The sequence below is a fragment of the Azospirillum tabaci genome (assembly GCF_014596085.1).
Classification (GTDB): domain Bacteria; phylum Pseudomonadota; class Alphaproteobacteria; order Azospirillales; family Azospirillaceae; genus Azospirillum; species Azospirillum tabaci.
In genome coordinates, this window is record NZ_JACCJY010000001.1 from 485,794 (window position 1) to 506,118 (window position 20,325).

A 20,325-nucleotide genomic window follows, 5' to 3' on the forward strand; every position below is an offset into this window, starting at 1 on the left:
GCGGCGTCCTTATCGGCGGAAGCGGTTGGGGAAGGTCAGCGGCGGCAACCCGTTTCGGGCTGGTCATGGCCCAGCGTGTCGAGTTCGGTCCTAGGATGCAGGAAGCCGTCCTGCGGCGAGACGGACACCAGCGAGCGGTCGGCGGCCAGAAGCACCGGCTGGCGGAGCTGTCCGTCCCAGCTGCGGAAGGACAGCGGCACGCCCTTGAAGGCGGCCAGCGTGAAGTCCGGCCCGCGGATGTGGGCGGCCAGCGCCGCGGGATCGGTGGAGCGGGTGCGCGTCGCCGCCTCGCCCACCGCGCGGATGGCCGCCCAGACCGCGTGGTCGCGGGGCAGCATGGTCCGCTGGGCGGCGGCCTTGAAGCGGGACTGGAGCTGCGCCGCTCCCCACGCCTCGTGGGCGCGGTGCCAGTTGGTGGGCACGAGGCCCTGCGTGCCGGCGACCGGGCGCGGCTCCCAGGTGCGGTACAGGACGTAGTCGCCGAAGTCGCCGATCTCGTCGGCGACGATCACCACGTCGTGCCGCTTGCCCTGGGTGAAGACCGGCATTTCGGCCTGGGCGGTGCGGCGGGCGTCGTGGTCCTCGCTCCAGGTCTTCTCCTCGACCACCTCGGCGCCGAAGCGCTTGGCCGCCCGCTTCACCGCGGCGGCGTAGAGCCGGTCCTCGGGTCGGGTGCCGACGATCAGCAGCCATTTCGTCCAGCGCTTGACCGCCAGATACTGGGCCAGCGCGTCGGCGAGCATGGCGCGGTCGGGTGCCGTGTGCAGCAGGTTGGGCGCGCACAGCGCGTTGCGCAGGCTGTCGTCGGTCGAACCGGCGTTGAACAGCAGCAGGTTCGCCGCCTCGGGCAGGCGGGCGAGCGCTCCGGGCGTCTCGCCGGGCAGATCCAGAACGACGATGCGGTGCCCGGCGGCGGCGAGGTCGCGCAACGCCTGCGCCGGGTCGCCATCGATGGGGACGGTCACCGCCTCCAGCTCGAAGCGCTGCTTGAGGAAGCGGCCCGTGGAGTTGTTGTCGGCCACGGCGAGGTTGGCGCCGGCCAGCCCTTCGTCGGCGGGCGGTTCGTCGAGGTTGGACAGGGCGGGGGGATGCTCGACCTCCTGCGTCAGGTAGGCGATGCGGACGGTCGCCATGTTCGACGTGGGCAGGTCCACGGGCGCCGCCTCCTGCGAAAAGGCGGCCGGCGAGGCGCACAGCCCGCCGGCCAGCAAGGCGATCTGCATCAAGGAGGGTAACCAAAGGCTGAAACGCATCGCGGGTTTGCACTCGCTTGGTTTCGGGAGGCCAGGGTATCCCCGCCGGGCGGCGTCCCGGAATGCAACTTTGGTACGATTGCGCGGGCGGAAAATGGCGTTTCGGTCCGATCGCGGCGGGCTCCACGCACGGTTGCTACCAAAGTCCAATTATTGGCGGCACGGACCGCCCGCTATGCTCCGGGGCAACGGACAACGCTCCCTTCGCATCTTCTCTGAATGAGGACGCCCCTTATGAACGCACGGCTTCTCCGGCTTGCGATGGCCGGTATCCTGACCGGCGCGGCCGCCGTCGCCTCCACGGTTGTCCCCACGGCGGCCTTCGCCCACGGCGACGTGACCCCCCAGGCGGTGGACACCACCGGCCTCGACAAGCTGGGCGAGGAATGGCGCGACGCGAACCCCTACCGCGGCAACCCGCGCGCGATCGAGATCGGCTCCTCCGCCTTCAACCAGAACTGCGCGCGCTGCCATGGGCTGGGCGCGGTGTCGGGCGGCATCGCCCCGGACCTGCGCTATCTGGACAAGGGCGACACCGGCGACGAGTGGTTCAAGGAGCGGGTGATCAACGGTTCGATCCGCAACGGCGTCACCTACATGCCGCGCTTCGGCGAGGCGCTGGGCCAGGAGGCGCTGTGGGCCATCCGGTCGTGGCTGGAGACGGTGCACGAGGAATGACGGCGTTTCCGACGCGGCGCCACCTGCTGTCCTTCGCCGCCGCCGCGCTGGCCGCCGGGGTTCTCCCCCGGCGCGCCGGCGCGCGCCCGTTGGACGACGTGGTGGCCGCCGGGCGGCTGATGGTCGCGGTCTATCGCGACAACCCGCCCTTCTCCCACCGCAAGGGCGGCGCCCTGGTCGGTGTGGACGTGGACATCGCCCGCGCCATCGCCGGGCGGCTGGGCGTCGGCGTCGAGTTCATGGAGCTGACCGCCGGGGAAACCGTGTCGGACGACCTGCGCAACGCGGTGTGGCGCGGCCCGGTCGTCGGGGGTGGCGTGGCCGACGTGATGATGCATGTGCCCTATCAGAAGGAGTTCGGGCTGCGCAACCCGGAGGCCGTGCTGTTCGGCCCCTACCAACGGGAGGGCTTCGCGCTGGCCCGCAACCCGATGCGCATGACCCAGCCGATGCTGGCCTCCCTGCCCGACGAGCCGGTGGGGGTGGAGATCGACAGCATCCCCGACTTCTACCTGCTGGGGGCCTTCGGCGGGCGGCTGCGCGACCGGCTGGTCCATTACATGACGATCCCCGAGGCGGTCGAGGCCCTGGTCAAGGGCGACGTCGCCGCCGTCGTCGCGACGCAGAGCCAGGTGGAGGCCGCGCTGGGCGACCGCGCCGCCGGCTTCCCGATCACCCCGGTGACCTTCCCCGGCATGATGGCGTCGAACTGGGACATCGGCATGGCGGTGAAGGAGAACTCCCGCGACCTCGCCTACGCGGTGGGCGACGCGGTGACCGCGATGCTGGAGGACGGGACACTGCCGGCGATCTTCCGGACGCATGGGGTGACGCACAACGCGATCCCGGTGGAGTGACAGCACTTGCCCCCCTCCCAACCTCCCCCCGCTTCGCAGGGGGAGGAGCTTGATTCCCTCCCCTGCGAAGCGGGGGAGGGTCAGGGTGGGGGCAGAAGGGCGCGCAAGAACAACGACGCAAGGGGGGAAAGCCGCCATGAACCGCCATCTCGCCGCTGCGGCGCTCCTGGCCGCGCTCTCCAACCCAGCCCTGGCCGGCCCGCCGGACCCCGCTGACCCGCTCGCCTCCGTCATGTGGGACGTGCTGCGGCCGGAGCTGTTCGGAACGGCCCCCGTGCAGTTCGACGACCGGGTGACCGTCACCGCCCCCGACAACGCCGAGAACGCCGCCGCCGTCCCGGTGATGGCCGACGCCACGGCGCTCGGCGCGGTGGAGGAGATGGTGCTGTTCGCCGACCTCAACCCCTTCCCGGTCATCCTGCGCTTCCAGCCGCTGGCGGCGAGGCCGGTGATCGCCACGCGCTTCAAGGTGCAGCAGGCCACACCGCTGCGCGCCGCCGCCCGCACGCCGGACGGCGTCTGGCACATCGGCGGCAAGCTGCTCGACGCGGCGGGGGGCGGCTGCACCGCGCCGCCCGCGACCTACGCCGCCGCCGACTGGGCCGACCATGTGGGGGAGGTGCAGGGCCGCGCCTGGGCGCCTGTCGGTGAGGACAAGGCGACTCGCGTCCGCTTTCTCGTCCGCCACCCCATGGACACAGGGCTGGTCGCCGGCATCCCCGCCTATTTCATTGAGGCGCTGACCCTGCGCGACGCTGACGGGCGTGCGCTGGCCCGGCTGCAGACCGCGGAGCCGCTGTCGGAGAACCCCGTCTTCACGCTGGAGGTGCAGCCCGGAGCAGGCGCGCGCAGCCTGACGCTCGACGGGCGCGACAACCAGGGCGGCGAGGTCAAGGCGGCCATCCCGCTTCCCTGGGTCCAAGGAGCGCTGCCATGAGAGCGCTTGTCGCCCTTCTCCTGCTGATCATCTCCGCCGCGCCCGGCTGGGCCGCCGGCCCGCTGAGCTATCACCTGAAGCCCGTCGCCATCGCGCCGGACACCTGGGTCTTCGAAGGCACGCGGGAGCATTTCACCCGCGGCAACGGCGGCAACATCCTCAACCCCGGCTTCATCGTGACCGACGACGGGGTGATCGTGATCCAGACCGGCCCGTCGCGCCGCTTCGGCGAGGAGATGCGCGCGGCCATCGCCACGGTCACCGACAAGCCGATCCGCAAGGTCTTCGTCAGCAACCTGCACCCCGACTATTGGCTGGGCAACCGCGCCTTCGCCGACGTTCCCATCGCCGCCCTCCCCGGCACCATCGAGGGCATCAAGACCGAGGGACAGGGGATGACCGAGAACATGTACCGCCTCGTCGGCGACTGGATGCGCGGCACCGAGCCGCTGGTCCCGACCGAGACGGTCTACGGCTCCACCGTCGTCTTCGGCGCGCACCGGCTGCGGCTGATCCCGCTGGAGGGCCACACCGCCGCGGACCTCGCCATCCTGGACGAGACGACGGGCGTTCTGTTCGCCGGCGGGGTCGTCTTCTCCGACCGGACGCCGACGACGCCCCACGCCGACATCGGACAATGGCTGGAGGCGCTGGATGCGTTGGACGCGCTGGAGGTGACGGTTCTGGTGCCCAACCACGGGCGCATCCGCACCGACAAGGCGGCCATCGCCCAGACCCGCGACTGGCTGAGCTGGCTGGACCGCAGCCTGCGCGAGCGGGCGGAGGCCGGGGCCGACATGGCCGAGCTGCTCGACGCGCCGATCCCCGAGCGGTTTGCCGGGATGGGCGTGCTGCGCGAGGAGTACCGGCGCTCCGTCTCGCATCTCTGGCCACGGATCGAGAAGGCCGTGTTGCCGCGGGTGAATTGAGGCCGTTCGTAATGAAACGGTTCTCGTCCACCAGCAGAACGCTCCGCCCATCCTACTATTTGCCAATGGACCCCATCCGGGACGCCGGTAAACTGCTTTACTGTCAAAAGGATACGGGCTTCGCTTTACCGCGTCGCCCCGCGTCGAACCCCTGAATGTTCCGAAAAGAAGCCGAGGCCGGGCGGACGAAGCAGGCGGGTTCCGCCAATTCGTCTGCACATGATCTCTGCCCACGACTCCGGCTGTCCATTCCCCTGGGAGGTATCCGCACCATGAAGCGTCTCTTCCGCACCTGCCTGCTTGCGAGCGCCATGGCCGCCGGCCTTGGCCTGAGCGGCCCCGCATTGGCCGCTGAAGGGCCGAGCAACGACGACCTGCTGAACGACGCCAAGTCGACGGGCGACGTCCTGACCTACGGCATGGGCCTCCAGGCGCAGCGCTTCAGCCCGCTCGACAAGCTGAACCCGGACACGGTCAAGGGTCTGGTGCCGGTGTGGTCCTTCTCCTTCGGCGGCGAGAAGCAGCGCGGGCAGGAGTCGCAGCCGATCATCCATGACGGCACGATCTACGTCACCGGCTCCTACTCCCGCCTCTACGCGGTGGACGTGAAGACCGGGCAGAAGAAGTGGCAATACGACCACCGCCTGCCGGAAGGCATCATGCCCTGCTGCGACGTGGTGAACCGCGGTGCCGCGCTCTACAAGGACAAGATCTACTTCGCGACGTTGGACGCCCGTCTGGTCGCGCTGAACAAGGACACCGGCAAGGTCGTCTGGTCGAAGAAGATCGAGGACTACAAGGCCGGTTATTCGGCGACCGCCGCGCCGCTGATCGTCGACGGCAAGGTCATCACCGGCAATTCCGGCGGCGAGTTCGGCATCATCGGCATGGTCGAGGCGCGCGACGCCGAGACGGGCGAACTGGTCTGGCAGCGCCCGACCATCGAGGGCAACATGGGCACCCTCAATGGCAAGGAATCGACCATGACCGGCGTGATGAACGCCAGCTGGTCGGGCGATCTCTACAAGACCGGCGGCGGCGCCACCTGGCTGGGCGGCACCTACGACCCGGAGACCAAGACGCTGTTCTTCGGCACCGGCAACCCGGCCCCCTGGAACTCGCACCTGCGTCCGGGCGACAACCTCTACACCTCCTCGACCCTGGCCATCGACCCGGCCAACGGCGACATCAAGTGGCACTATCAGACCACGCCGCACGACGGCTGGGACTTCGACGGCGTGAACGAGCTGGTGTCCTTCGACCTGAAGAAGGACGGGCAGACCATCAAGGCCGGCGCCAAGGCCGACCGCAACGGCTTCTTCTACGTGCTCGACCGCACCAACGGGAAGCTGCTCAGCGCCTCGCCCTTCGTCACCAAGATCACCTGGGCCAAGGAGATCGACGTGAAGACCGGGCGGCCGGTCTACAACGACGACAACCGTCCGGGCACCCCGGTCGGCGCGGAGAAGGGCAACTCGGTCTTCGCCGCCCCGGCCTTCCTCGGCGCCAAGAACTGGATGCCGATGGCCTACAGCCCGGCGACCGAGCTGTTCTACGTCCCGGCCAATGAGTGGGGCATGGACATCTGGAACGAGCCGATCACCTACAAGAAGGGTGCGGCCTATCTGGGCGCCGGCTTCACCATCAAGCCGCTGTATGACGATTACATCGGCGCGCTGCGCGCCATCGACCCGAAGACCGGCAAGATCGTCTGGGAATACAAGAACCCGGCGCCGCTGTGGGGCGGCGTGCTGACCACCGGCGGCAACCTCGTCTTCACCGGCACGCCGGAGGGCTATCTGAAGGCGTTCGACGCCAAGTCCGGCAAGGAGGTCTGGAAGTTCAACACCGGCTCCGGCGTCGTCGGCTCCCCCGTCACCTGGGAACAGGACGGCGAGCAGTATGTGGCCGTGGTCTCCGGCTGGGGTGGTGCGGTGCCGCTGTGGGGCGGCGACGTCGCCAAGCTGGTCAAGGACATCAACCAGGGCGGTTCCCTCTGGGTCTTCAAGCTGCCGAAGGCCTGACGGGGAAACCCTGTGCCGTGACCGGACCAGGACAGGGCGGCCCGAAGGGTTCGGGCCGTCTTTTCTTGCGGACCGCTTGAAGCGGGATTTGAAGCGGGATTTGGAACGGAATTGCCTACGATCGGCTGTTTTGGAGAATACCCGTTCCCGTCCTTGCGCATTCTTGAGCGGTCCGGCATGATCACACCCGGAAACGCCCCGAAACGATGAGCGTGGGAACCACGCCATGAGCCGAATTCTGATTGCGGACGATCATCCGCTGGTGCGCGACGCCCTGCGCAGCGCCGTCCTCTATTCCTGCCAAGCGCAGGAGATCCACGAGGCCGGTTGCCTGGACGAGACCATCTCCATCCTCGACTCCATGCACGGCGGCAAGGGGGAGCCGGACCTCGTCCTGCTCGACCTCAACATGCCGGGCATGAACGGACTGACCGGGCTGATCGCCCTGCGCCGCCGCTTCCCGGCCATCCCCGTCGCCGTCGTCTCGGCGCACGAGGACCGCAAGGTGATGCTGGAGGCGGTGCGCTGCGGCGCCGCGGGCTTCATCCCGAAATCGACGCCGCGGGACGCCATCGCCGGCGCGCTGCGCCAGATCCTGGCCGGGGAGGTCTATCTGCCGGCCTCGGTCGAGGAGGGCGCCGCGGCGGAGGACGAGGAAACGGCGGAGATCGCCCGTCGCCTGTCCACCCTGACGGCGCAGCAGCTCCGCGTGCTGGAGATGTTGGGCACCGGCAAGCTGAACAAGGAAATCGCCTATGAGCTGAGCATCACGGAAACCACCGTGAAGGCCCATGTCTCGGCGATCCTGCAAAAGCTGAAGGTCTACAGCCGCACCCAGGCCGTGGTCTTCGCCAACCGCCTGCAACTGGAAAAGGCCCGCTTCGGCATCTGAGGCTCCCTCTCCCGCCCCGGGAGAGGGAAGGGGCCCGCGCGAAGCGCGGGAAGGGTGAGGGTGCCGCCAAGGATTGGGGGGTTGGTCCTCGCACGACCCTCACCCGCCCACTGCGTGGGCACCCTCTCCCGGGGCTCTCGGCGGCCAAGGGCCGCCTGACGCCGGCAGGGCCCGCATCCCGGCGCGGGGGGGGGGGGAGGGGGGGGGGGCCCATGGCGGTAGCCTTGCGGGGGCTTGGCTCTCGGTTCCGCATCCGCCGCGCGTCCGCGGCGGCGCGCGCCGCCTCCTGTCCCGGGTCGCCCCGCCCGAAGCCGAGCGGCACCGGGCCGTCGAGCCACCCGAAGCCATCCAGGGCGTGGCCGTCGAACTCTCCCCAATCCGACCAGTCCTTGTCCTTGCTGCGCCGCTTCGCCTCCGCCTTGCGCACGGCGCGCCGGGCCTCCAGGCCGGGGTCGCGCCGCCCGAGTTGTTCGTCGCGCGTCGTCCGTTCGATGATGACGATGGAGGACCCGGTGACCGAATCGCCGATGATCGCCAGATCGCGCGTCCGGTCGGCGTGGTTGGGGCCGTGGCCGTGCGAGTCGAGGATCACGATCTCCCCGCCGTGCGCTGCGCCGGACAGGAGCGCCAAGCCGGCGCCCAGAAGGAACAGGGGCAGGAACAGGGGCAGGAACAGGGTGGGCATCGTCGTCTCCGCCGGTTTCACCTCAGCGGGACAGACTGCGCCGGGTGGACGGCGGCGGGTGTGAGCCGCTTCACAGTTTCGGCGAAAGAGTCAGGCCAGCAGCCGGAAAGCCGGATCGGGCCGGGCCAGCAGCTCCGCCCGCACGCGCTCGACCAGCGCGTCGTCGCGTCGGGCGCGGGGCGTTTCCAGCGGCACCTCCGCCGCCACCCGCGTCGGGCCGGGGGCCATCACCAGGATGCGGTCGGCCAGTTGGATGGCCTCGCGCAGATTGTGGGTGACGAACAGCACCGTGGCCGGGGACCGCTCCAGCATCGTTGCAAGGAGGGCGCGCATCCGCTGCGCCGTCGGCTCATCCAGCGAGACGAAGGGCTCGTCCATCAGCAGCAGGCCCGGCTCCACCGCGAAGGCGCGGGCCAGGGCCACCCGTCGCGCCATGCCGCCGGACAGGCGGGCCGGGTATTCGTCGGCCACCGCTTCCAGTCCCATGGCGGACAGCCAGCGCTCCACCGTCCCGTCGCTCCGCCGGGCCTTGGGCAGCACCAGCGCCACGTTCTGCCGCACCGTGCGCCAGGGCAGCAGGCGGGGTGTCTGGAAGACGCAACCGAGCACCGGCTCCGGCCCGCCGAAGTCGAGGGTTCCTTCGAAATCCCGGTCCAGCCCGGCGGCGATGGTCAGCGCGGTCGTCTTGCCGCAGCCGGACGGGCCGACCAAGGCCAGGAACTCCCCCGGCGCGGCCGTCAGCGACAGGCCGCGGATGACTTCCCGCCCGGCGAAGCGCTTGGAGCGGATCTCAAGCCTCAGCGCGCACCGGCCGCCACCGGGTGAGCCGGTGCTCGACGGGCTGCAGGACGCAGAGTTCGAGAAGTTGGACGACGGCCACGAAGGCGACGGTGTACGCAAGAATGCCGGCCACATCGAACATCTGGAAGTAGAGGTGGATCTGGAATCCCACCCCGTCGCTGCGGCCCAGAAGCTCGACCACCAGCACGATCTTCCAGATCAGCGCAAGGCCGGACCGCGCCGCCGCGGCGAAGTAGGGGGTGAGCTGGGGCAGCAGCACGTGGCGCAGCACGTCGGACCGCGCCATGCGGAAGGTCCGCGCCATCTCGACATACTGCTCGTCAATGGCGCGCGTCCCTTCGCGCAGGACGACCACGACGTTGGGGATCTTGTTGACGGCGACCGCGCCGATCGCCGCCGCCTCGGTCAGGCCGAACCAGACATAGGCGAGCACGATCACGACCAGCGCCGGGATGTTCAGGAACACGGTCAGCCACAGCCCGAACAGCCGGTCGGCGGTGGCCGAGCGGCCGAGCAGGATGCCCAGCGCCGACCCGATGGACATGGCGATGACGAAGGCCGCGGCCATGCGCGCCAGCGTGATCCCCAGGTGATGGAACAGCGCGCCGTCCGCCGCCTCGCGGACCAGGACCGACAGCACGGCGGCGGGGCCGGGCAGGCTGCGGCTGGCCGCCAGCTCCGCGGCGACGGCCCACAGCCCGACCAGCAGAGCCAGCGACAGGACCGGGGCCAGCCGCCGCCACGGCATCAGAAATGGACTCCCGGCCAGAAGGTGCCGTCCGGCAGGGCCATGGCGTTGCCCACCAGCTCCCGCCCGCCGAGCTTAGCCATCAGCCCGTAGAGCTTGGCGGCGGCCTCCCGCTCCTCCTCCGTCCAGCGCGTGGGGATGCCGGCGCGGAACTGGTCGCGCAGCGCCGCCCAGGTGGCCTCGTCCTCCGCCTTCATCAGCGGGCGCAGCCGGTCCCATTCCGCGTCGGATCGCGCCATGATCGCCTTGGCCTTGCGCGAGGCGGCGACGAAGGCGTCGAGCGCCGCCGGGTTGGCCCTGGCCCAGCCCTCATGAAAGACGAAGCCGACCGCCGGCACCTGGGCCGACAGGCCGAGGTCCCGCATCATCCCGTCCACCCCGATGACCGTCCGCATCCCCGCCGCCTGGAGACGGGCGGCGTAGGGCCAGAAATTCAGCACCGCGTCCAGCTCCCCCGTCGTGGCCATCTGGTTCAGCAAGGGCGGGGCGGCGAAGACCGGCGTCGCCGCGGCGTCGAGGTCGAGCGCGTAGCGGTCGCGGGCCAGCGCCTTCAGCAGCAGCCAGCTCTTGTCGATGGGGGTTCCGGCGACGCCGATGCGCCTGCCCTTCAGGTCGGCGACGGAGGCGATGGGAGAGGCCGCCGGCACCATCAGCGCGCCGACCGCCGCGGAATGGGGGATGAAGGTCAGGTCGGCCCCCGCCGCGCGCTGGCGGGCCACCCACAGCCAGTCGCTGGCGATCATGTCAACCGCCCCGCCTTGCAGGGCGATCTGTGCCGCTTGGCCGCTCGCCAGCTCCATCAGCTTCAGCTCGAAGCCGGCGGCCTCGTCCAGCCGGTGGTGGCGGATGACGTCCAGCTCCCAGCTGACCGTGCCGAATTTCAGCACCCCGATGGTCACCGCGGGCCGGTCCGCCGCACGCGCCACGGAGGCGATGCAGACCAGCGCCAGGACCAACAGGAGCCGGACGAGGGACATCAGGCGCATGGCTCCGCCCCTGCGTCAAAAATTGCATTTGTGTGAAGGTTGGGCCGCGTCATGGTTGCGCGGTGGACTGGGCGGCGGATCGGCCACCGCCCGTGTCCCATCATAACGTGTCCCATCACAAGGAGGCGTCGAGGATGGAGAAAATCCTCACTCTCCTGATCCTGCTGCTTCGGGTGATCAAGGACATCCTTGATCTCCTGAACCGCTAAGGATCGGGCCGGGAGACAGGAGGGGCAAATCTCCTGTCTCCCTGGCCTGATGATGATGCGTCCTGCGGTCGTTTGCAAGGCAGGCCTCTGCGGTGCGGTGGCGCAGCGGAACGCGGGAATCCCACGATGGCGAACACTGAGCTTAGGCCCCGTCCACCGGTCCCCGGTATTCGACTATCGGGCAACTTGACCCTGTCGGGCACGGGGGGATTTCGTGGATGCCACAGAACAATGGGGGAGGGAACGTGGTGCGCGCAGGATGGCTGGGCGCCGCCGGGCTGGCGCTCCTGCTGGCCGGGCCGGCGGGAGACGCCGCGGCGGACGCGGTCCCGGTGCCGGACGGCTACCGGATGACCGAATACCGGTCGCCGACCCCGGCATCGCTGCCCGGGGCCGAGACGGTGGACACGGTGCAGGCCCGCGCGCTGGTGGAGTCGGGTGCGGCTCTTCCCATCAACGTGATGAAGCTGGACCGCAGCACGTTGCCCGGCGGTCCCTGGCTGGTGCCGAAGCCCTTTCCGCAGATCCCCGGCAGCGTCTGGCTGCCCAACGTCGGGCTCGGCGCGCTGACGCCGGAGCTGGACGGCTATTTCCGGTCCAACCTGGAGCGGCTGACCGGCGGCGACCGCGGGCGCGGCCTGCTGTTCTACTGTCTGGCGGATTGCTGGATGTCGTGGAACGCGGGCAAGCGCGCCCTGGAGATGGGCTACCGCCGCGTCCTCTGGTACCGCGACGGGGCGGACGGCTGGGCCGAGGCGGGTCTGCCGATCGAGGAGGGAAAGCCGGTTCCGGTCGCCGCACCGTAACCGGCTTGCCGGTGTTTACTGCTTCAGCGACTTCAGGAAGGCGATCAGATAGTCCTGTTCCGCCGGGTCGGTGATGGCGACGTGCCGCATGCGAGTGCCGGGCACGAAATTGTCGTTGCCGGCGATCCAGTGGCGCAGGTTGTCCTCGGTCCAGGTGATGTTGGACGTCTTCAGCGCGTTGGAATAGTCGAAGCGCGGGATCGAACCGGCCTTGCGCCCGACCACGTTGTACAGGCTCGGGCCGAAGGCGTTTTTGCTGGAATCCAGCGAGTGGCAGGCCGCGCATTGGTGGAAGATCTGCTTGCCGGCGGCCTCCTCGGCCGTCTTGGGCTGCGGCCCGCTTTCGGCGTTGGCCGTGCCGGCGGCGAGCAGGAGGGCGGCGGCGATGACGAATCTGGAAACGGTCATGTGAGATGGCTCCCCAGCCAAAACTCCGCGGCGCCGGTCGCGGCGGCGGTCGATGCCGCGCATTTTAAGTGGCTGGGTCGGGCCGCCGAATTGGACTTTGGAACAAGCCCGCAAACGCAATGAGGTTTTGGGCGCGGAACGGAGTGGTCCCGCCGCCTCACGCCCCGTACTGCTCGTCGGTGACCTTTTCCATCCAGTCGACGGCCTTGCCGTCCAGCTGCTCCTGGATGGCGATGTGGGTCATGAACATGGTCGGCGACGCGCCGTGCCAGTGCTTCTCGCCGGGGGGGAACCAGACGACGTCGCCGGGGCGGATTTCCTCGATGGGGCCACCTTCGCGCTGGACCCGGCCGAAGCCGGCGGTGACGATCAGGGTCTGACCCAGGGGATGGGTGTGCCACGCCGTGCGGGCGCCGGGCTCGAAGGTGACGCTGGCCGCCGCCGTGCGGGCCGGAGCGTTGGCCTGGACGAGGGGGTCGATGCGGACCGTGCCGGTGAACCAGTCAGCCGGTCCGGTGACGGATGGCTGCGCGCCAACCCGAGTGATCTGCATGGTCTATTCCTCCGGTCATCATCCCCGGTCCGGGGCTGCTTGTCAGAAACTGGATCTGGCAGAAACAGGAGGGGAGGGCGGATGTGACCCCGCGGCGGTCCGGAGAGGCGGTCCGGAGAGCAAGCACATGAGAAAGGGTGGTGCGGGCGGTCGGACTCGAACCGACATATCCGTGAGGACGGCGGATTTTGAGTCCGCTGCGTCTACCAATTCCGCCACGCCCGCACGGTGCCTGCCGGACCCGGCGCTCGCGGCGACCGGTGCCCGCTATATAGAGGGGAAATGGCCCTGGGACAAAGTGTTTTGTGCGGATGCGTCGGCGTGTCTGGCCTAAGCCTGTGGGGCGCGCTAATCTCACCCGCATGATGAACCGCTTCCCCATGGACGATCCGCGCTACACCGCCGGGCTGCTGGCCATCGCCAGCGCCGGCGTGCTGGCCGCCGCGCTGTTTTTCCAGTTCGCGCTGGGCTACCAGCCCTGCGTCCTGTGCCTGTGGCAGCGCGTGCCCTACGGGGCGGTGATGGCCTTCGGCATCGTCACCCTGCTGTTCCGCCAGTGGCGCGGGCTGGGCGACGCGCTGCTGGTGGCGAGCGGGCTGGCCCTGCTGGCCGGCGCGGGGATCGCCGCCTACCATGTGGGGGTGGAGCAGCATTGGTGGGCCGGCACCTCGGCCTGCGGCGCCAGCGGACGCGCTCCCCAGACTCTGGAGGAATTGCGCGCCCAGGTGCTCGCCGCGCCGGTCACCCGCTGCGACGAAGTGGCGTGGTCGCTGTTCGGGATTTCGATGGCGGGCTACAATGTCGTGATTTCGCTCGCGCTGTCCGCCTTCGCCTTCGCGGCGGCCCGCGCCGCCTACATCCGGACCTCGGTTTCCAGGACCTTCGCATGACACCGCTCGACGCCACTGCCGCCACCGCTTCCGCTCCGTCCGCCGGCGAGTCGCGCCCGCCCCGGCTCCGCCCGCGCGGACGCCTGCCCGGCGACCCGACTCCGGAACAGCGGCTGGCGCGGATCGTCCGCGTGGACCACGCCGGCGAGTATGGGGCCAAGCGCATCTACGAAGGCCAGCTCTCCGTCATGGGCCGGGGGCGGCACGCCAAGACCCTGCGCCACATGGCCGACCAGGAGCTGGAGCATCTCCAGTACTTCGAAAAGCAGCTCGTCGCCCGCCAAGTCCGCCCGACCGTGCTGCAGCCGCTGTGGCACGTCGCCGGCTTCCTGCTGGGTGCCGGGACCGCGGTGATGGGCGAGCGGGCGGCCATGGCCTGCACCGTGGCCGTCGAGCAGGTCATCGACGGCCATTACGAGGCGCAGCTGAAGCACCTAGGCCCGGAAGAGGAGGAGTTGAAGACCTCCATCCTCAAGTTCCAGGCGGAGGAGGTGGAGCACCGCGACATCGGCCTGCTCAACGGCGCGGAGCAGGCCCCGGCTTACCCGGTGCTGTCCGCCGCCATCAAAGCCGGCACCAAGGCGGTCATCTGGGTGGCCGAGCGGGTGTGATCGGCGACCGACGGAGCGGACTCAGCCGGCCTTGACGTCCGCTCCGGTCACGGCCGGGGCGGGCGTCGGGGCGGGGGGCGTGCCGTAGATCTCGTCCTCGCTCCGCCCGCAGCCTTCGCAATAGCCATCCTCGCCGATGACGCAGATGCCCACGCAGGGGTTTTCGTCCTCGTCCACGCCCAAATTGTCCACGCCCAAATTCTCCATGGTCCAGCCCTCCCGATCGCGGCGTTTCTACATCGGATCGAGTTCGGTGTCCCAATAAAGAAAATCCCGCCAACTTTCGTGAAGGAAGTTTGGCGGGAATGCACGTCCGTTCTCTTGAAGCTGGTAGGCACTCGGCTGGAAGGGGGGACTGAGGGGGATCATGCCGCAACTGTGCGGCAGCCTGTTTCCCTTCGCCAGATTGCAGGCCGAGCAGGAGGTGACGACGTTGTCCCAGGTGGTGCGCCCGCCGCGCGACCGTGGGGTGACGTGGTCGAAGGTCAGTTCCTGCGTGGGGAAGTGGTGGCCGCAATACTGGCAGGTGAAGCGGTCGCGCAGGAAGACGTTGAATCGGGTGAAGGCCGGCCGCCGCGTCGCCGGGATGAACTCCTTCAACGAAATGACGCTCGGCAGCTTGATCTCGAAAGTGGGGGATCGGACGACGCGGTCATATTCGGAGATGATGTTCACCCGGTCCAGAAAGACGGCCTTGACCGCCTCCTGCCAGGACCAGAGCGACAGAGGGAAGTAGCTGAGCGGCCGGAAGTCGGCGTTCAGCACCAGGGCCGGACAGTGATCGGGTGGTGGAGCCAATGGCCACTCCCTTATCTGAGACGTGTCTGGAACCTTTCTGGTGTTCCGTTCCCCCAATGCGGGACGACACGCCGCCGGGTGACCGGAACACCAGATACATAGATGATCTGTGCTTCGAACTCAATATGTCGCGCCGCACTGCGTCATTTCTTCACGGTCCTGTAACCCTTTCGATGGACATGGGCCGGACGTTTCCGGGCGACCATGGTGATGCCTGTGACATTTGGTTGTGACGCCCGCATCGTGCATTTTCCGACATCGTGGTTACTGTGCGTTAACCATGCTCTGAGATGGTGGCGGCGCCTTCCGGGGGACGCTTTCAAAGGGAACATCCATGAGCGCCACGATCATCGACCTTGCCGAGAAACGCGCCGAGCGCGAGGAGCGCGACCGTCAGCGCCGCATCGACGCCTTCGACCGCGAACTGCGCCGCCGCCTTGCCATGTATCTGGAGGGTGAGGACATCCCGGTCGAGCCGATCAAGGACAATCCTTACATCTGACCTATCACGGCGGTCAGCCTTCCCCGTCCGCAGCGCCCGCCGTCCCACATGCAGGCCGGGCGCGGTTGGGGTATAAGGCGGGAATGACCGATGTCGTCACCCGCTTTGCGCCGAGCCCGACCGGCCATCTCCACCTCGGGCACGCCCATTCCGCTCTGTTCGGCTGGACCGCCGCCCGCAAGGCCGGGGGGCGCTTCCTGCTGCGCATCGAGGACATCGACCCGCAGCGCTGCCGTCCGGAATTCGACCGCGATCTGCGCGAGGATCTGGCCTGGCTGGGCCTGACCTGGGAAGAGCCGGTGCGCCGCCAGTCGGAGCATCTGGAGGATTATCGCGCCGCGCTGGCGCGGCTCGGCGGCATGGGCGCCATCTATCCCTGCTTCTGCACCCGCAAGGACATCGCCGCCGAGATCGCCCGCGCCGGCCATGCGCCGCACGGGCCGGACGGTCCGCTCTATCCCGGCACCTGCCGCGGCCTGTCGGACATGGAGCGGCAGGATCGCGTCGCCGCAGGCGACGCCTATGCCTTGCGCCTGGATGTGGAAAAGGCGATGGCCATGACCGGGCCGCTGCGCTGGCATGACCGGCGGCGCGGCTGGCAGGAGGCCACCCCGGGCATCTTGGGTGACGTCGTCCTGGCCCGCAAGGACGCCCCGACGAGCTACCATCTGGCGGTCACCGTGGATGATCATCTCCAGGGCGTGACGCTCGTCACCCGCGGCGAGGACCTCTTTTTCGCGACTCACGTGCATCGGCTGATCCAAGAACTCCTTCGAGTCGATCATCCCGATTACAGCCATCACCCTTTGCTGGTGAATGAACGGGGTGAGCGTCTTGCCAAGCGCGACAACGCCAAGACCTTGCGATCCCTTCGGGAATCGGGTCAAACGGCAGCGGCGGTGCGCGCTTTGGCCGGCTTTCCGGAAGAGTTATGATCTACCACCAACTGTGTATTACAAAGATTAGCAAACTATCCGTTTGAGGCGGGTCGCCTGGAATCTTCTTCCTCTTGCGCGTATCTTTTGATCGCGACCGATTGTTTGCCCATCCCAACGGTTGGCGGCAAACGGTTGGCCGGCTTGCAATCCGAAGGAGGCAAGCGATGCGAGAGGAGGACAAGGCGGAGGACGAGCGTTGTTCCGCCGACCCCGCCGGACTGCGGCGGGTCTTCGACACGATCGGCGTGGCGATTGCCCTGCTCGATCGGCAGGGGCGCATTGCCGATCTCAACGCGGCGATGCAGCGTGCCATCGGATGCCCGCAAGATCTGCTGATCGGTCAACCCATGGTCAGCGCCTTCGTCTGGGGCGGCCGGGAGGATGCGGCGGAGCGCTTCGCCCAGGCGGTGGCCGCGGCGGGCCGGGGCGTGGTCCAGGAATTGACCCTGACGGGTGACGGAAACTGGCTCGACATTGCGCTGGTGCCGCTTCCGGCGGAGTGCGGCGGACAGCCGGCGGACATCGTCATGACCGCGGCGGACGCCAGCCGCCGCATGGGCGCGGAGGCGCGGCTGCGCGGGCAGGAGGAGTGCCTGCGCGCCGCGCGGGACGAGGTGGCGCGCGCCGGCCAAGCCAAGGTGCGCTTCCTGGCCGCCGCCAGCCACGACCTGCGCCAGCCCGCCCAGTCGTTGACCCTGTTCGGCGCGGTCCTGGCGGAGCGGCTGTCCGACCATCCGCAACTGCCGCTGGTCCAGACGATGAACCGGGCGGTCGAGGCGATGCGCGGCCTGCTCGATGCGTTGCTGGACGTGGCCCGGCTCGACTCCGGGATCGTATCGCCCGACATGGCGCCCTTCGCCTTGGCCGAGATGATGGAGCGGCTGGAGGCCGATTATGGTCCGCGCGCGACCGCCAAGGGATTGAAGCTGCGGGTGCGCCCGTTCAAGGCTCAGGTCCGCAGCGACGCCATCCTGCTGGAACGGCTGCTGCGCAACCTGCTCGACAACGCGGTGCGCTACACGGCGTCGGGCGGCGTGCTTCTCGGCTGCCGTCGGCGCGGCATGATTTTGTGCATCGAGGTGGCCGACACGGGCGTCGGCATCCCTGCCGACAAGCTCGACGAGATTTTCGAGGAGTTCGTCCAGCTCGGAAACGCCGAACGCGACCGAAGCCGCGGCCTCGGCCTCGGGCTAGCGGTGGTGAAGCGGCTGTCGCATCTGCTCGGCCTGCCGGTCCGCGTGCGGTCGCGTCCGGGGCGGGGCACATGCTTTACGGTGGAGGTTCCCTTGCACGCTTCCTGGAATCCCAACGGGACGGAACGCGCGATGCCGTCCTTGGACCGGCCCGGTGCCCTGGCCCTGATCATCGACGACGAGGAGCTGATCCTGCAGAGCCTCCGGCTGGTGCTGGAGCAGTGGGGGTGGGACGTGCTGGCCGCCGCGTCGGGGGAAGAGGCGCTGCGCCAGCTCGACGGGGCGGAGCGGCTTCCCGACGTCATCATCGCCGACTACCGCCTGCGCTACGGTCGGACGGGGGTGGACGCGATCCGAGACATCCACGCCTTCGTTGGGGAACCCATCCCCGCGATCCTGCTGACCGGCGACACCAGCCCCGACCGCATCCGGGAGGCGCGGCGCAGCGGCTTCACCGTCCTGCACAAGCCGGTCACCCTGTCCGAGCTGTCGTCCCACCTGGAGGAGGCGCGGGCGCGCGCCGCGGCGGAGTGATGCCTGGCCCTCAGCGCCGCAGGCCCTTGACAATCTCCAGATAGTCCGGCTCATCCGGCGTCAGCCGGCCGTGCCGGACGAGGAAGTCGATGACCACAAGGGGGACGTTGAACTTCCAGTCCGTCGTCTCGCGCACCGACTCCACGACGCGGTCGAGGGGCCACAGCTCGAACCGCTCGACCTCGCCATCGCTGTTCCGCGGGACGAAATCGGCGTCGAGTTCCAGGTCGTAGAGGAACAGGGTGTCCTGCTTCAGCCCGGCCTCCGTCTCCATGCGGTAGGTCACAGCCCCGACGGGAACGGCCCGGGACGCCAGGGTGGCGTCGATTCCGGCCTCCTCCTGCGCTTCCTTGACGAGATTCTCCGCCAGCGTCAGGCCGATGGGCTGGCCGCCGGCGATCAGGTTGTCGAGCTTGCCCGGCGCCACCTCGCGGTCGCGGGCGCGGCGCCCGACCCACAGCGAGAGGCCGCCGTCCGGCTGGCGGACGAAGCCGTTGACGTGCAGCCCATAGGCGGAGATGCCGAACTGGGCCACCGCCGCGCGGTCGATGCGCATCAGCGGCTCGGCCCCCCAGCTCGGCATGACCGGGTAGAACTCGCCGCGCAGGGCGGTGACCGCCCCCGTCTCGACGAGGAACTGGGCGGCGTGCGCCAGCACGGAAGACCGCGCCTCGAAATCGCGGACCTCCGGGACCAGCGTCACCCGATCGGCGGTGACGACGAAGCCCGGATCGACGCCGGGAAGCTGCTCGGCCAGCGCGTGGCGGACCCAGCCGAGGCGATGCCCTTCCAGCTCGAACGGACGGAAGCCGGAGAGGTCGTGCGCGTTGCACGCGCGGATGTGGTCGAGGAAGCTCATGTGACTCCGTGTAGCCGCAGCGCCCCCCGCCATGCAACCGTTCTTCCGTGAACCGTTCCCAACCAGCCCTTGGGCCAGCCGCTGGGCCAGCCGCCGGACCCGCCGCCGGACCCGCCGCCGGACCCGCCCGTGGCGATTGCAAAGGGCGTCCTTGCGGCGTACACACACCGCCTATCGGACTCGGGGGACAGGTCGATGCCGGCGGCGTTCGGGGAATTTTCGGTTCTGGTGATCGAAGACGAGAGCTTCACCCGGATGGTGCTGGCGAAGATGCTGGCCACGCTGGGCTTCCGCTCCGTCCATCAGGCCGCCGACGGCGAGGCCGGGCTGGCCGCCGTGCAGGCGCATGGCCCCGATCTGGTCGTCTGCGACGTGGAAATGCAGCCGATGGACGGGTTGGGCTTCCTGAAGGCGTTGCGGGCCAGTCCCGATGCCCGTCACCGCGCGTTGCCGGTCGTCTTCATGACGAACCGCGCCGACCAGAGCCGCATGGACGAGGCCGCGGCCTTCGGTGCCGACACCTTCATCCTCAAGCCGGCCACGCCGGCGTCGCTCAAGGAAACGCTGGGCGCCAAGCTCGGCTGAGGTCGCATGGCCAGCCAAGGCGGCCCCGCCGGTCACACTTTTTCCCCGACCTGTGGCAGGACTGCAAAAACGCGGCCAAGTGCTTGATTCCAGGCGCGTTCCGGAATCCTTGGGGTTTGTGCGCCGCAACGGCGACGGTGGCTCACCCAAATTCTGCCTTGTTGATCTGCTGTGATGAGGCTCACCATCCTTCTTTGGAAGGTGTGGACCGCGCCGATCGCCCATGCGTTAATATCCGAAGGCAAGGCGGTGGTCTTGGACGTGGAAGTGTGTTGTTAAGAAATAGTCGGCACACTTATCGTTAACCGTAGCGCCTTAGTAGGTTAAGGCGCGTGGATGCACTGGAGGTCGATGGGTGATCGGCAAAGTCCAGCGAGTCCCCGACGAACGGCATCCGGGCCGCGTTCCGGAAGCCGGCTGGAAGTCTCAACCCCATCGAACTTCGTTGCTTTTGCCGTCCTTTCCGCCGGTGCTTGCGCGCCGGATTTCCCGGACAACCCGGCCGCGTGGTCTATTACTGACGACCGGTGTGTCCGACCGGCCATCTTTTCAGGCTATCAAGGCTTTCGTGCTGGAAAGCTCTAGGTCGAGCATTACATTCAGTTTTGAAGCATTCGAGTTTAGCACTCCGAAGGGGGCGCTTCATTTG

22 protein-coding genes and 1 tRNA gene are annotated in these 20,325 nt (G+C 68.7%); 13 read left to right on the plus strand and 10 right to left on the minus strand.

All coding sequences use genetic code 11. The features are described from left to right. Positions 1-35: 35 nt before the first annotated feature. Positions 36-1,223 carry an ABC transporter substrate-binding protein gene (locus H0B54_RS02360; protein ID WP_188259073.1) on the minus strand — a complete coding sequence of 396 codons (1,188 nt, stop codon included), beginning with the start codon at positions 1,221-1,223 and terminating at the stop codon, positions 36-38. A 264-nt stretch (positions 1,224-1,487) separates the two neighbouring features. Here H0B54_RS02360 and pedF point away from each other — a divergent pair, with 264 nt between their 5' ends. From pedF to H0B54_RS02390, 6 genes are all read left to right on the plus strand, one after another. Continuing rightward, positions 1,488-1,931, plus strand: coding sequence for a cytochrome c-550 PedF (gene pedF, locus H0B54_RS02365; protein WP_137139197.1), 444 nt, complete (start codon positions 1,488-1,490; stop codon positions 1,929-1,931). Further along, positions 1,928-2,788, plus strand: a complete 861-nt coding sequence (locus H0B54_RS02370) for a substrate-binding periplasmic protein (RefSeq protein ID WP_188259074.1) — start codon at positions 1,928-1,930, stop codon at positions 2,786-2,788. The genes pedF and H0B54_RS02370 overlap by 4 nt, the downstream gene beginning before the upstream one ends. Before the next feature lie 136 nt (positions 2,789-2,924). Then, entirely contained in the window at positions 2,925-3,725 is an 801-nt protein-coding gene (locus tag H0B54_RS02375) for a quinoprotein dehydrogenase-associated SoxYZ-like carrier (protein WP_188259075.1), read from the plus strand. Next, positions 3,722-4,654: a quinoprotein relay system zinc metallohydrolase 1 gene (locus tag H0B54_RS02380; protein ID WP_188259076.1), complete on the plus strand. Its 933-nt coding sequence runs from the start codon at positions 3,722-3,724 to the stop codon at positions 4,652-4,654. Before H0B54_RS02375 ends, H0B54_RS02380 begins: the two co-directional genes overlap by 4 nt. Positions 4,655-4,926: 272 nt before the next feature. Then, positions 4,927-6,678, plus strand: a complete 1,752-nt coding sequence (locus H0B54_RS02385; RefSeq protein ID WP_188259077.1) for a methanol/ethanol family PQQ-dependent dehydrogenase — start codon at positions 4,927-4,929, stop codon at positions 6,676-6,678. Positions 6,679-6,904: 226 nt separating this feature from the next. Next, positions 6,905-7,570, plus strand: coding sequence for a response regulator (locus H0B54_RS02390; RefSeq protein ID WP_014241328.1), 666 nt, complete (start codon positions 6,905-6,907; stop codon positions 7,568-7,570). Positions 7,571-8,345: 775 nt separating this feature from the next. Here H0B54_RS02390 and H0B54_RS02395 read toward each other — a convergent pair. Genes H0B54_RS02395 through H0B54_RS02405 form a run of 3 tightly spaced genes read right to left on the minus strand, consistent with a single transcriptional unit; the run spans position 8,346 to position 10,790 of the window. Then, a complete protein-coding gene (locus H0B54_RS02395) occupies positions 8,346-9,155 on the minus strand; it encodes an ABC transporter ATP-binding protein (RefSeq protein WP_094301897.1) in 810 nt (269 codons plus the stop codon). Continuing rightward, positions 9,046-9,804: an ABC transporter permease gene (locus H0B54_RS02400; RefSeq protein ID WP_188259078.1), complete on the minus strand. Its 759-nt coding sequence runs from the start codon at positions 9,802-9,804 to the stop codon at positions 9,046-9,048. The genes H0B54_RS02395 and H0B54_RS02400 overlap by 110 nt, the downstream gene beginning before the upstream one ends. Continuing rightward, on the minus strand, positions 9,804-10,790 hold the full coding sequence (locus tag H0B54_RS02405) for an ABC transporter substrate-binding protein (protein WP_188259079.1): 987 nt from the start codon (positions 10,788-10,790) through the stop codon (positions 9,804-9,806). The genes H0B54_RS02400 and H0B54_RS02405 overlap by 1 nt, the downstream gene beginning before the upstream one ends. A gap of 427 nt (positions 10,791-11,217) precedes the next feature. Between H0B54_RS02405 and H0B54_RS02410 the strand changes: the two genes are divergently transcribed. Beyond that, complete coding sequence (locus tag H0B54_RS02410) at positions 11,218-11,805, plus strand: PQQ-dependent catabolism-associated CXXCW motif protein (RefSeq protein ID WP_211109118.1); 588 nt, start codon at positions 11,218-11,220, stop codon at positions 11,803-11,805. A gap of 15 nt (positions 11,806-11,820) precedes the next feature. Here H0B54_RS02410 and H0B54_RS02415 read toward each other — a convergent pair whose 3' ends face one another. The 3 genes from H0B54_RS02415 to H0B54_RS02425 all read right to left on the minus strand — a co-directional run bounded on the left by H0B54_RS02415 (position 11,821) and on the right by H0B54_RS02425 (position 12,991). Beyond that, positions 11,821-12,213 carry a c-type cytochrome gene (locus H0B54_RS02415; protein ID WP_014241321.1) on the minus strand — a complete coding sequence of 131 codons (393 nt, stop codon included), beginning with the start codon at positions 12,211-12,213 and terminating at the stop codon, positions 11,821-11,823. A 157-nt stretch (positions 12,214-12,370) separates the two neighbouring features. Further along, positions 12,371-12,766 (minus strand): (R)-mandelonitrile lyase, encoded by a 396-nt coding sequence (locus tag H0B54_RS02420; protein WP_188259081.1) that lies wholly within the window; start codon positions 12,764-12,766, stop codon positions 12,371-12,373. A 138-nt stretch (positions 12,767-12,904) separates the two neighbouring features. After that, positions 12,905-12,991, minus strand: a tRNA-Leu gene (locus H0B54_RS02425). A 155-nt stretch (positions 12,992-13,146) separates the two neighbouring features. On the opposite strand from H0B54_RS02425, the gene H0B54_RS02430 reads away from it, so the two are divergent. Continuing rightward, positions 13,147-13,656, plus strand: coding sequence for a disulfide bond formation protein B (locus H0B54_RS02430; protein ID WP_246472223.1), 510 nt, complete (start codon positions 13,147-13,149; stop codon positions 13,654-13,656). Beyond that, positions 13,653-14,267, plus strand: a complete 615-nt coding sequence (locus H0B54_RS02435) for a demethoxyubiquinone hydroxylase family protein (RefSeq protein ID WP_188259083.1) — start codon at positions 13,653-13,655, stop codon at positions 14,265-14,267. The genes H0B54_RS02430 and H0B54_RS02435 overlap by 4 nt, the downstream gene beginning before the upstream one ends. Before the next feature lie 21 nt (positions 14,268-14,288). Here H0B54_RS02435 and H0B54_RS02440 read toward each other — a convergent pair whose 3' ends face one another. Together H0B54_RS02440 and H0B54_RS02445 are read right to left on the minus strand one after the other, a co-directional pair. Beyond that, a complete protein-coding gene (locus H0B54_RS02440) occupies positions 14,289-14,474 on the minus strand; it encodes a DUF1289 domain-containing protein (protein ID WP_211109119.1) in 186 nt (61 codons plus the stop codon). Between the two features lie 27 nt (positions 14,475-14,501). After that, on the minus strand, positions 14,502-15,065 hold the full coding sequence (locus H0B54_RS02445; protein WP_094301906.1) for an HNH endonuclease: 564 nt from the start codon (positions 15,063-15,065) through the stop codon (positions 14,502-14,504). 334 nt (positions 15,066-15,399) lie between these two features. Between H0B54_RS02445 and H0B54_RS02450 the strand changes: the two genes are divergently transcribed. The 3 genes from H0B54_RS02450 to H0B54_RS02460 all read left to right on the plus strand — a co-directional run bounded on the left by H0B54_RS02450 (position 15,400) and on the right by H0B54_RS02460 (position 18,232). Next, positions 15,400-15,567 carry a hypothetical protein gene (locus tag H0B54_RS02450; protein ID WP_014241314.1) on the plus strand — a complete coding sequence of 56 codons (168 nt, stop codon included), beginning with the start codon at positions 15,400-15,402 and terminating at the stop codon, positions 15,565-15,567. Between the two features lie 83 nt (positions 15,568-15,650). After that, positions 15,651-16,502, plus strand: a complete 852-nt coding sequence (gluQRS, locus tag H0B54_RS02455) for a tRNA glutamyl-Q(34) synthetase GluQRS (protein ID WP_188259084.1) — start codon at positions 15,651-15,653, stop codon at positions 16,500-16,502. A 167-nt stretch (positions 16,503-16,669) separates the two neighbouring features. Next, a complete protein-coding gene (locus H0B54_RS02460) occupies positions 16,670-18,232 on the plus strand; it encodes a hybrid sensor histidine kinase/response regulator (protein ID WP_188259085.1) in 1,563 nt (520 codons plus the stop codon). Between the two features lie 10 nt (positions 18,233-18,242). Here the strand turns inward: H0B54_RS02460 and H0B54_RS02465 are convergent, their stop codons facing one another. Next, positions 18,243-19,091, minus strand: coding sequence for a DUF4743 domain-containing protein (locus H0B54_RS02465; protein ID WP_188259086.1), 849 nt, complete (start codon positions 19,089-19,091; stop codon positions 18,243-18,245). 195 nt (positions 19,092-19,286) lie between these two features. On the opposite strand from H0B54_RS02465, the gene H0B54_RS02470 reads away from it, so the two are divergent. After that, the gene (locus tag H0B54_RS02470) at positions 19,287-19,676 is read left to right on the plus strand and encodes a response regulator (RefSeq protein WP_094301910.1); all 390 of its coding nucleotides are present in this window, start codon (positions 19,287-19,289) and stop codon (positions 19,674-19,676) included. The last annotated feature ends 649 nt before the right edge of the window (positions 19,677-20,325 follow it).

Bases quoted from the DNA above. Each gene is read 5' to 3' on its own strand.
- H0B54_RS02470 (WP_094301910.1), top strand. From the start codon at position 19,287: ATGCCGGCGGCGTTCGGGGAATTTTCGGTTCTGGTGATCGAAGACGAG.
- H0B54_RS02410 (WP_211109118.1), top strand. From the start codon at position 11,218: ATGCCACAGAACAATGGGGGAGGGAACGTGGTGCGCGCAGGATGGCTG.
- H0B54_RS02385 (WP_188259077.1), top strand. From the start codon at position 4,927: ATGAAGCGTCTCTTCCGCACCTGCCTGCTTGCGAGCGCCATGGCCGCC.
- gluQRS (WP_188259084.1), top strand. From the start codon at position 15,651: ATGACCGATGTCGTCACCCGCTTTGCGCCGAGCCCGACCGGCCATCTC.
- H0B54_RS02380 (WP_188259076.1), top strand. From the start codon at position 3,722: ATGAGAGCGCTTGTCGCCCTTCTCCTGCTGATCATCTCCGCCGCGCCC.
- H0B54_RS02360 (WP_188259073.1), bottom strand. From the start codon at position 1,223: ATGCAGATCGCCTTGCTGGCCGGCGGGCTGTGCGCCTCGCCGGCCGCC.
- H0B54_RS02435 (WP_188259083.1), top strand. From the start codon at position 13,653: ATGACACCGCTCGACGCCACTGCCGCCACCGCTTCCGCTCCGTCCGCC.
- pedF (WP_137139197.1), top strand. From the start codon at position 1,488: ATGAACGCACGGCTTCTCCGGCTTGCGATGGCCGGTATCCTGACCGGC.
- H0B54_RS02465 (WP_188259086.1), bottom strand. From the start codon at position 19,091: ATGAGCTTCCTCGACCACATCCGCGCGTGCAACGCGCACGACCTCTCC.
- H0B54_RS02415 (WP_014241321.1), bottom strand. From the start codon at position 12,213: ATGACCGTTTCCAGATTCGTCATCGCCGCCGCCCTCCTGCTCGCCGCC.
- H0B54_RS02420 (WP_188259081.1), bottom strand. From the start codon at position 12,766: ATGCAGATCACTCGGGTTGGCGCGCAGCCATCCGTCACCGGACCGGCT.
- H0B54_RS02405 (WP_188259079.1), bottom strand. From the start codon at position 10,790: ATGCGCCTGATGTCCCTCGTCCGGCTCCTGTTGGTCCTGGCGCTGGTC.
- H0B54_RS02400 (WP_188259078.1), bottom strand. From the start codon at position 9,804: ATGCCGTGGCGGCGGCTGGCCCCGGTCCTGTCGCTGGCTCTGCTGGTC.
- H0B54_RS02460 (WP_188259085.1), top strand. From the start codon at position 16,670: ATGCGAGAGGAGGACAAGGCGGAGGACGAGCGTTGTTCCGCCGACCCC.
- H0B54_RS02370 (WP_188259074.1), top strand. From the start codon at position 1,928: ATGACGGCGTTTCCGACGCGGCGCCACCTGCTGTCCTTCGCCGCCGCC.
- H0B54_RS02440 (WP_211109119.1), bottom strand. From the start codon at position 14,474: ATGGAGAATTTGGGCGTGGACAATTTGGGCGTGGACGAGGACGAAAAC.
- H0B54_RS02375 (WP_188259075.1), top strand. From the start codon at position 2,925: ATGAACCGCCATCTCGCCGCTGCGGCGCTCCTGGCCGCGCTCTCCAAC.
- H0B54_RS02450 (WP_014241314.1), top strand. From the start codon at position 15,400: ATGAGCGCCACGATCATCGACCTTGCCGAGAAACGCGCCGAGCGCGAG.
- H0B54_RS02390 (WP_014241328.1), top strand. From the start codon at position 6,905: ATGAGCCGAATTCTGATTGCGGACGATCATCCGCTGGTGCGCGACGCC.
- H0B54_RS02430 (WP_246472223.1), top strand. From the start codon at position 13,147: ATGGACGATCCGCGCTACACCGCCGGGCTGCTGGCCATCGCCAGCGCC.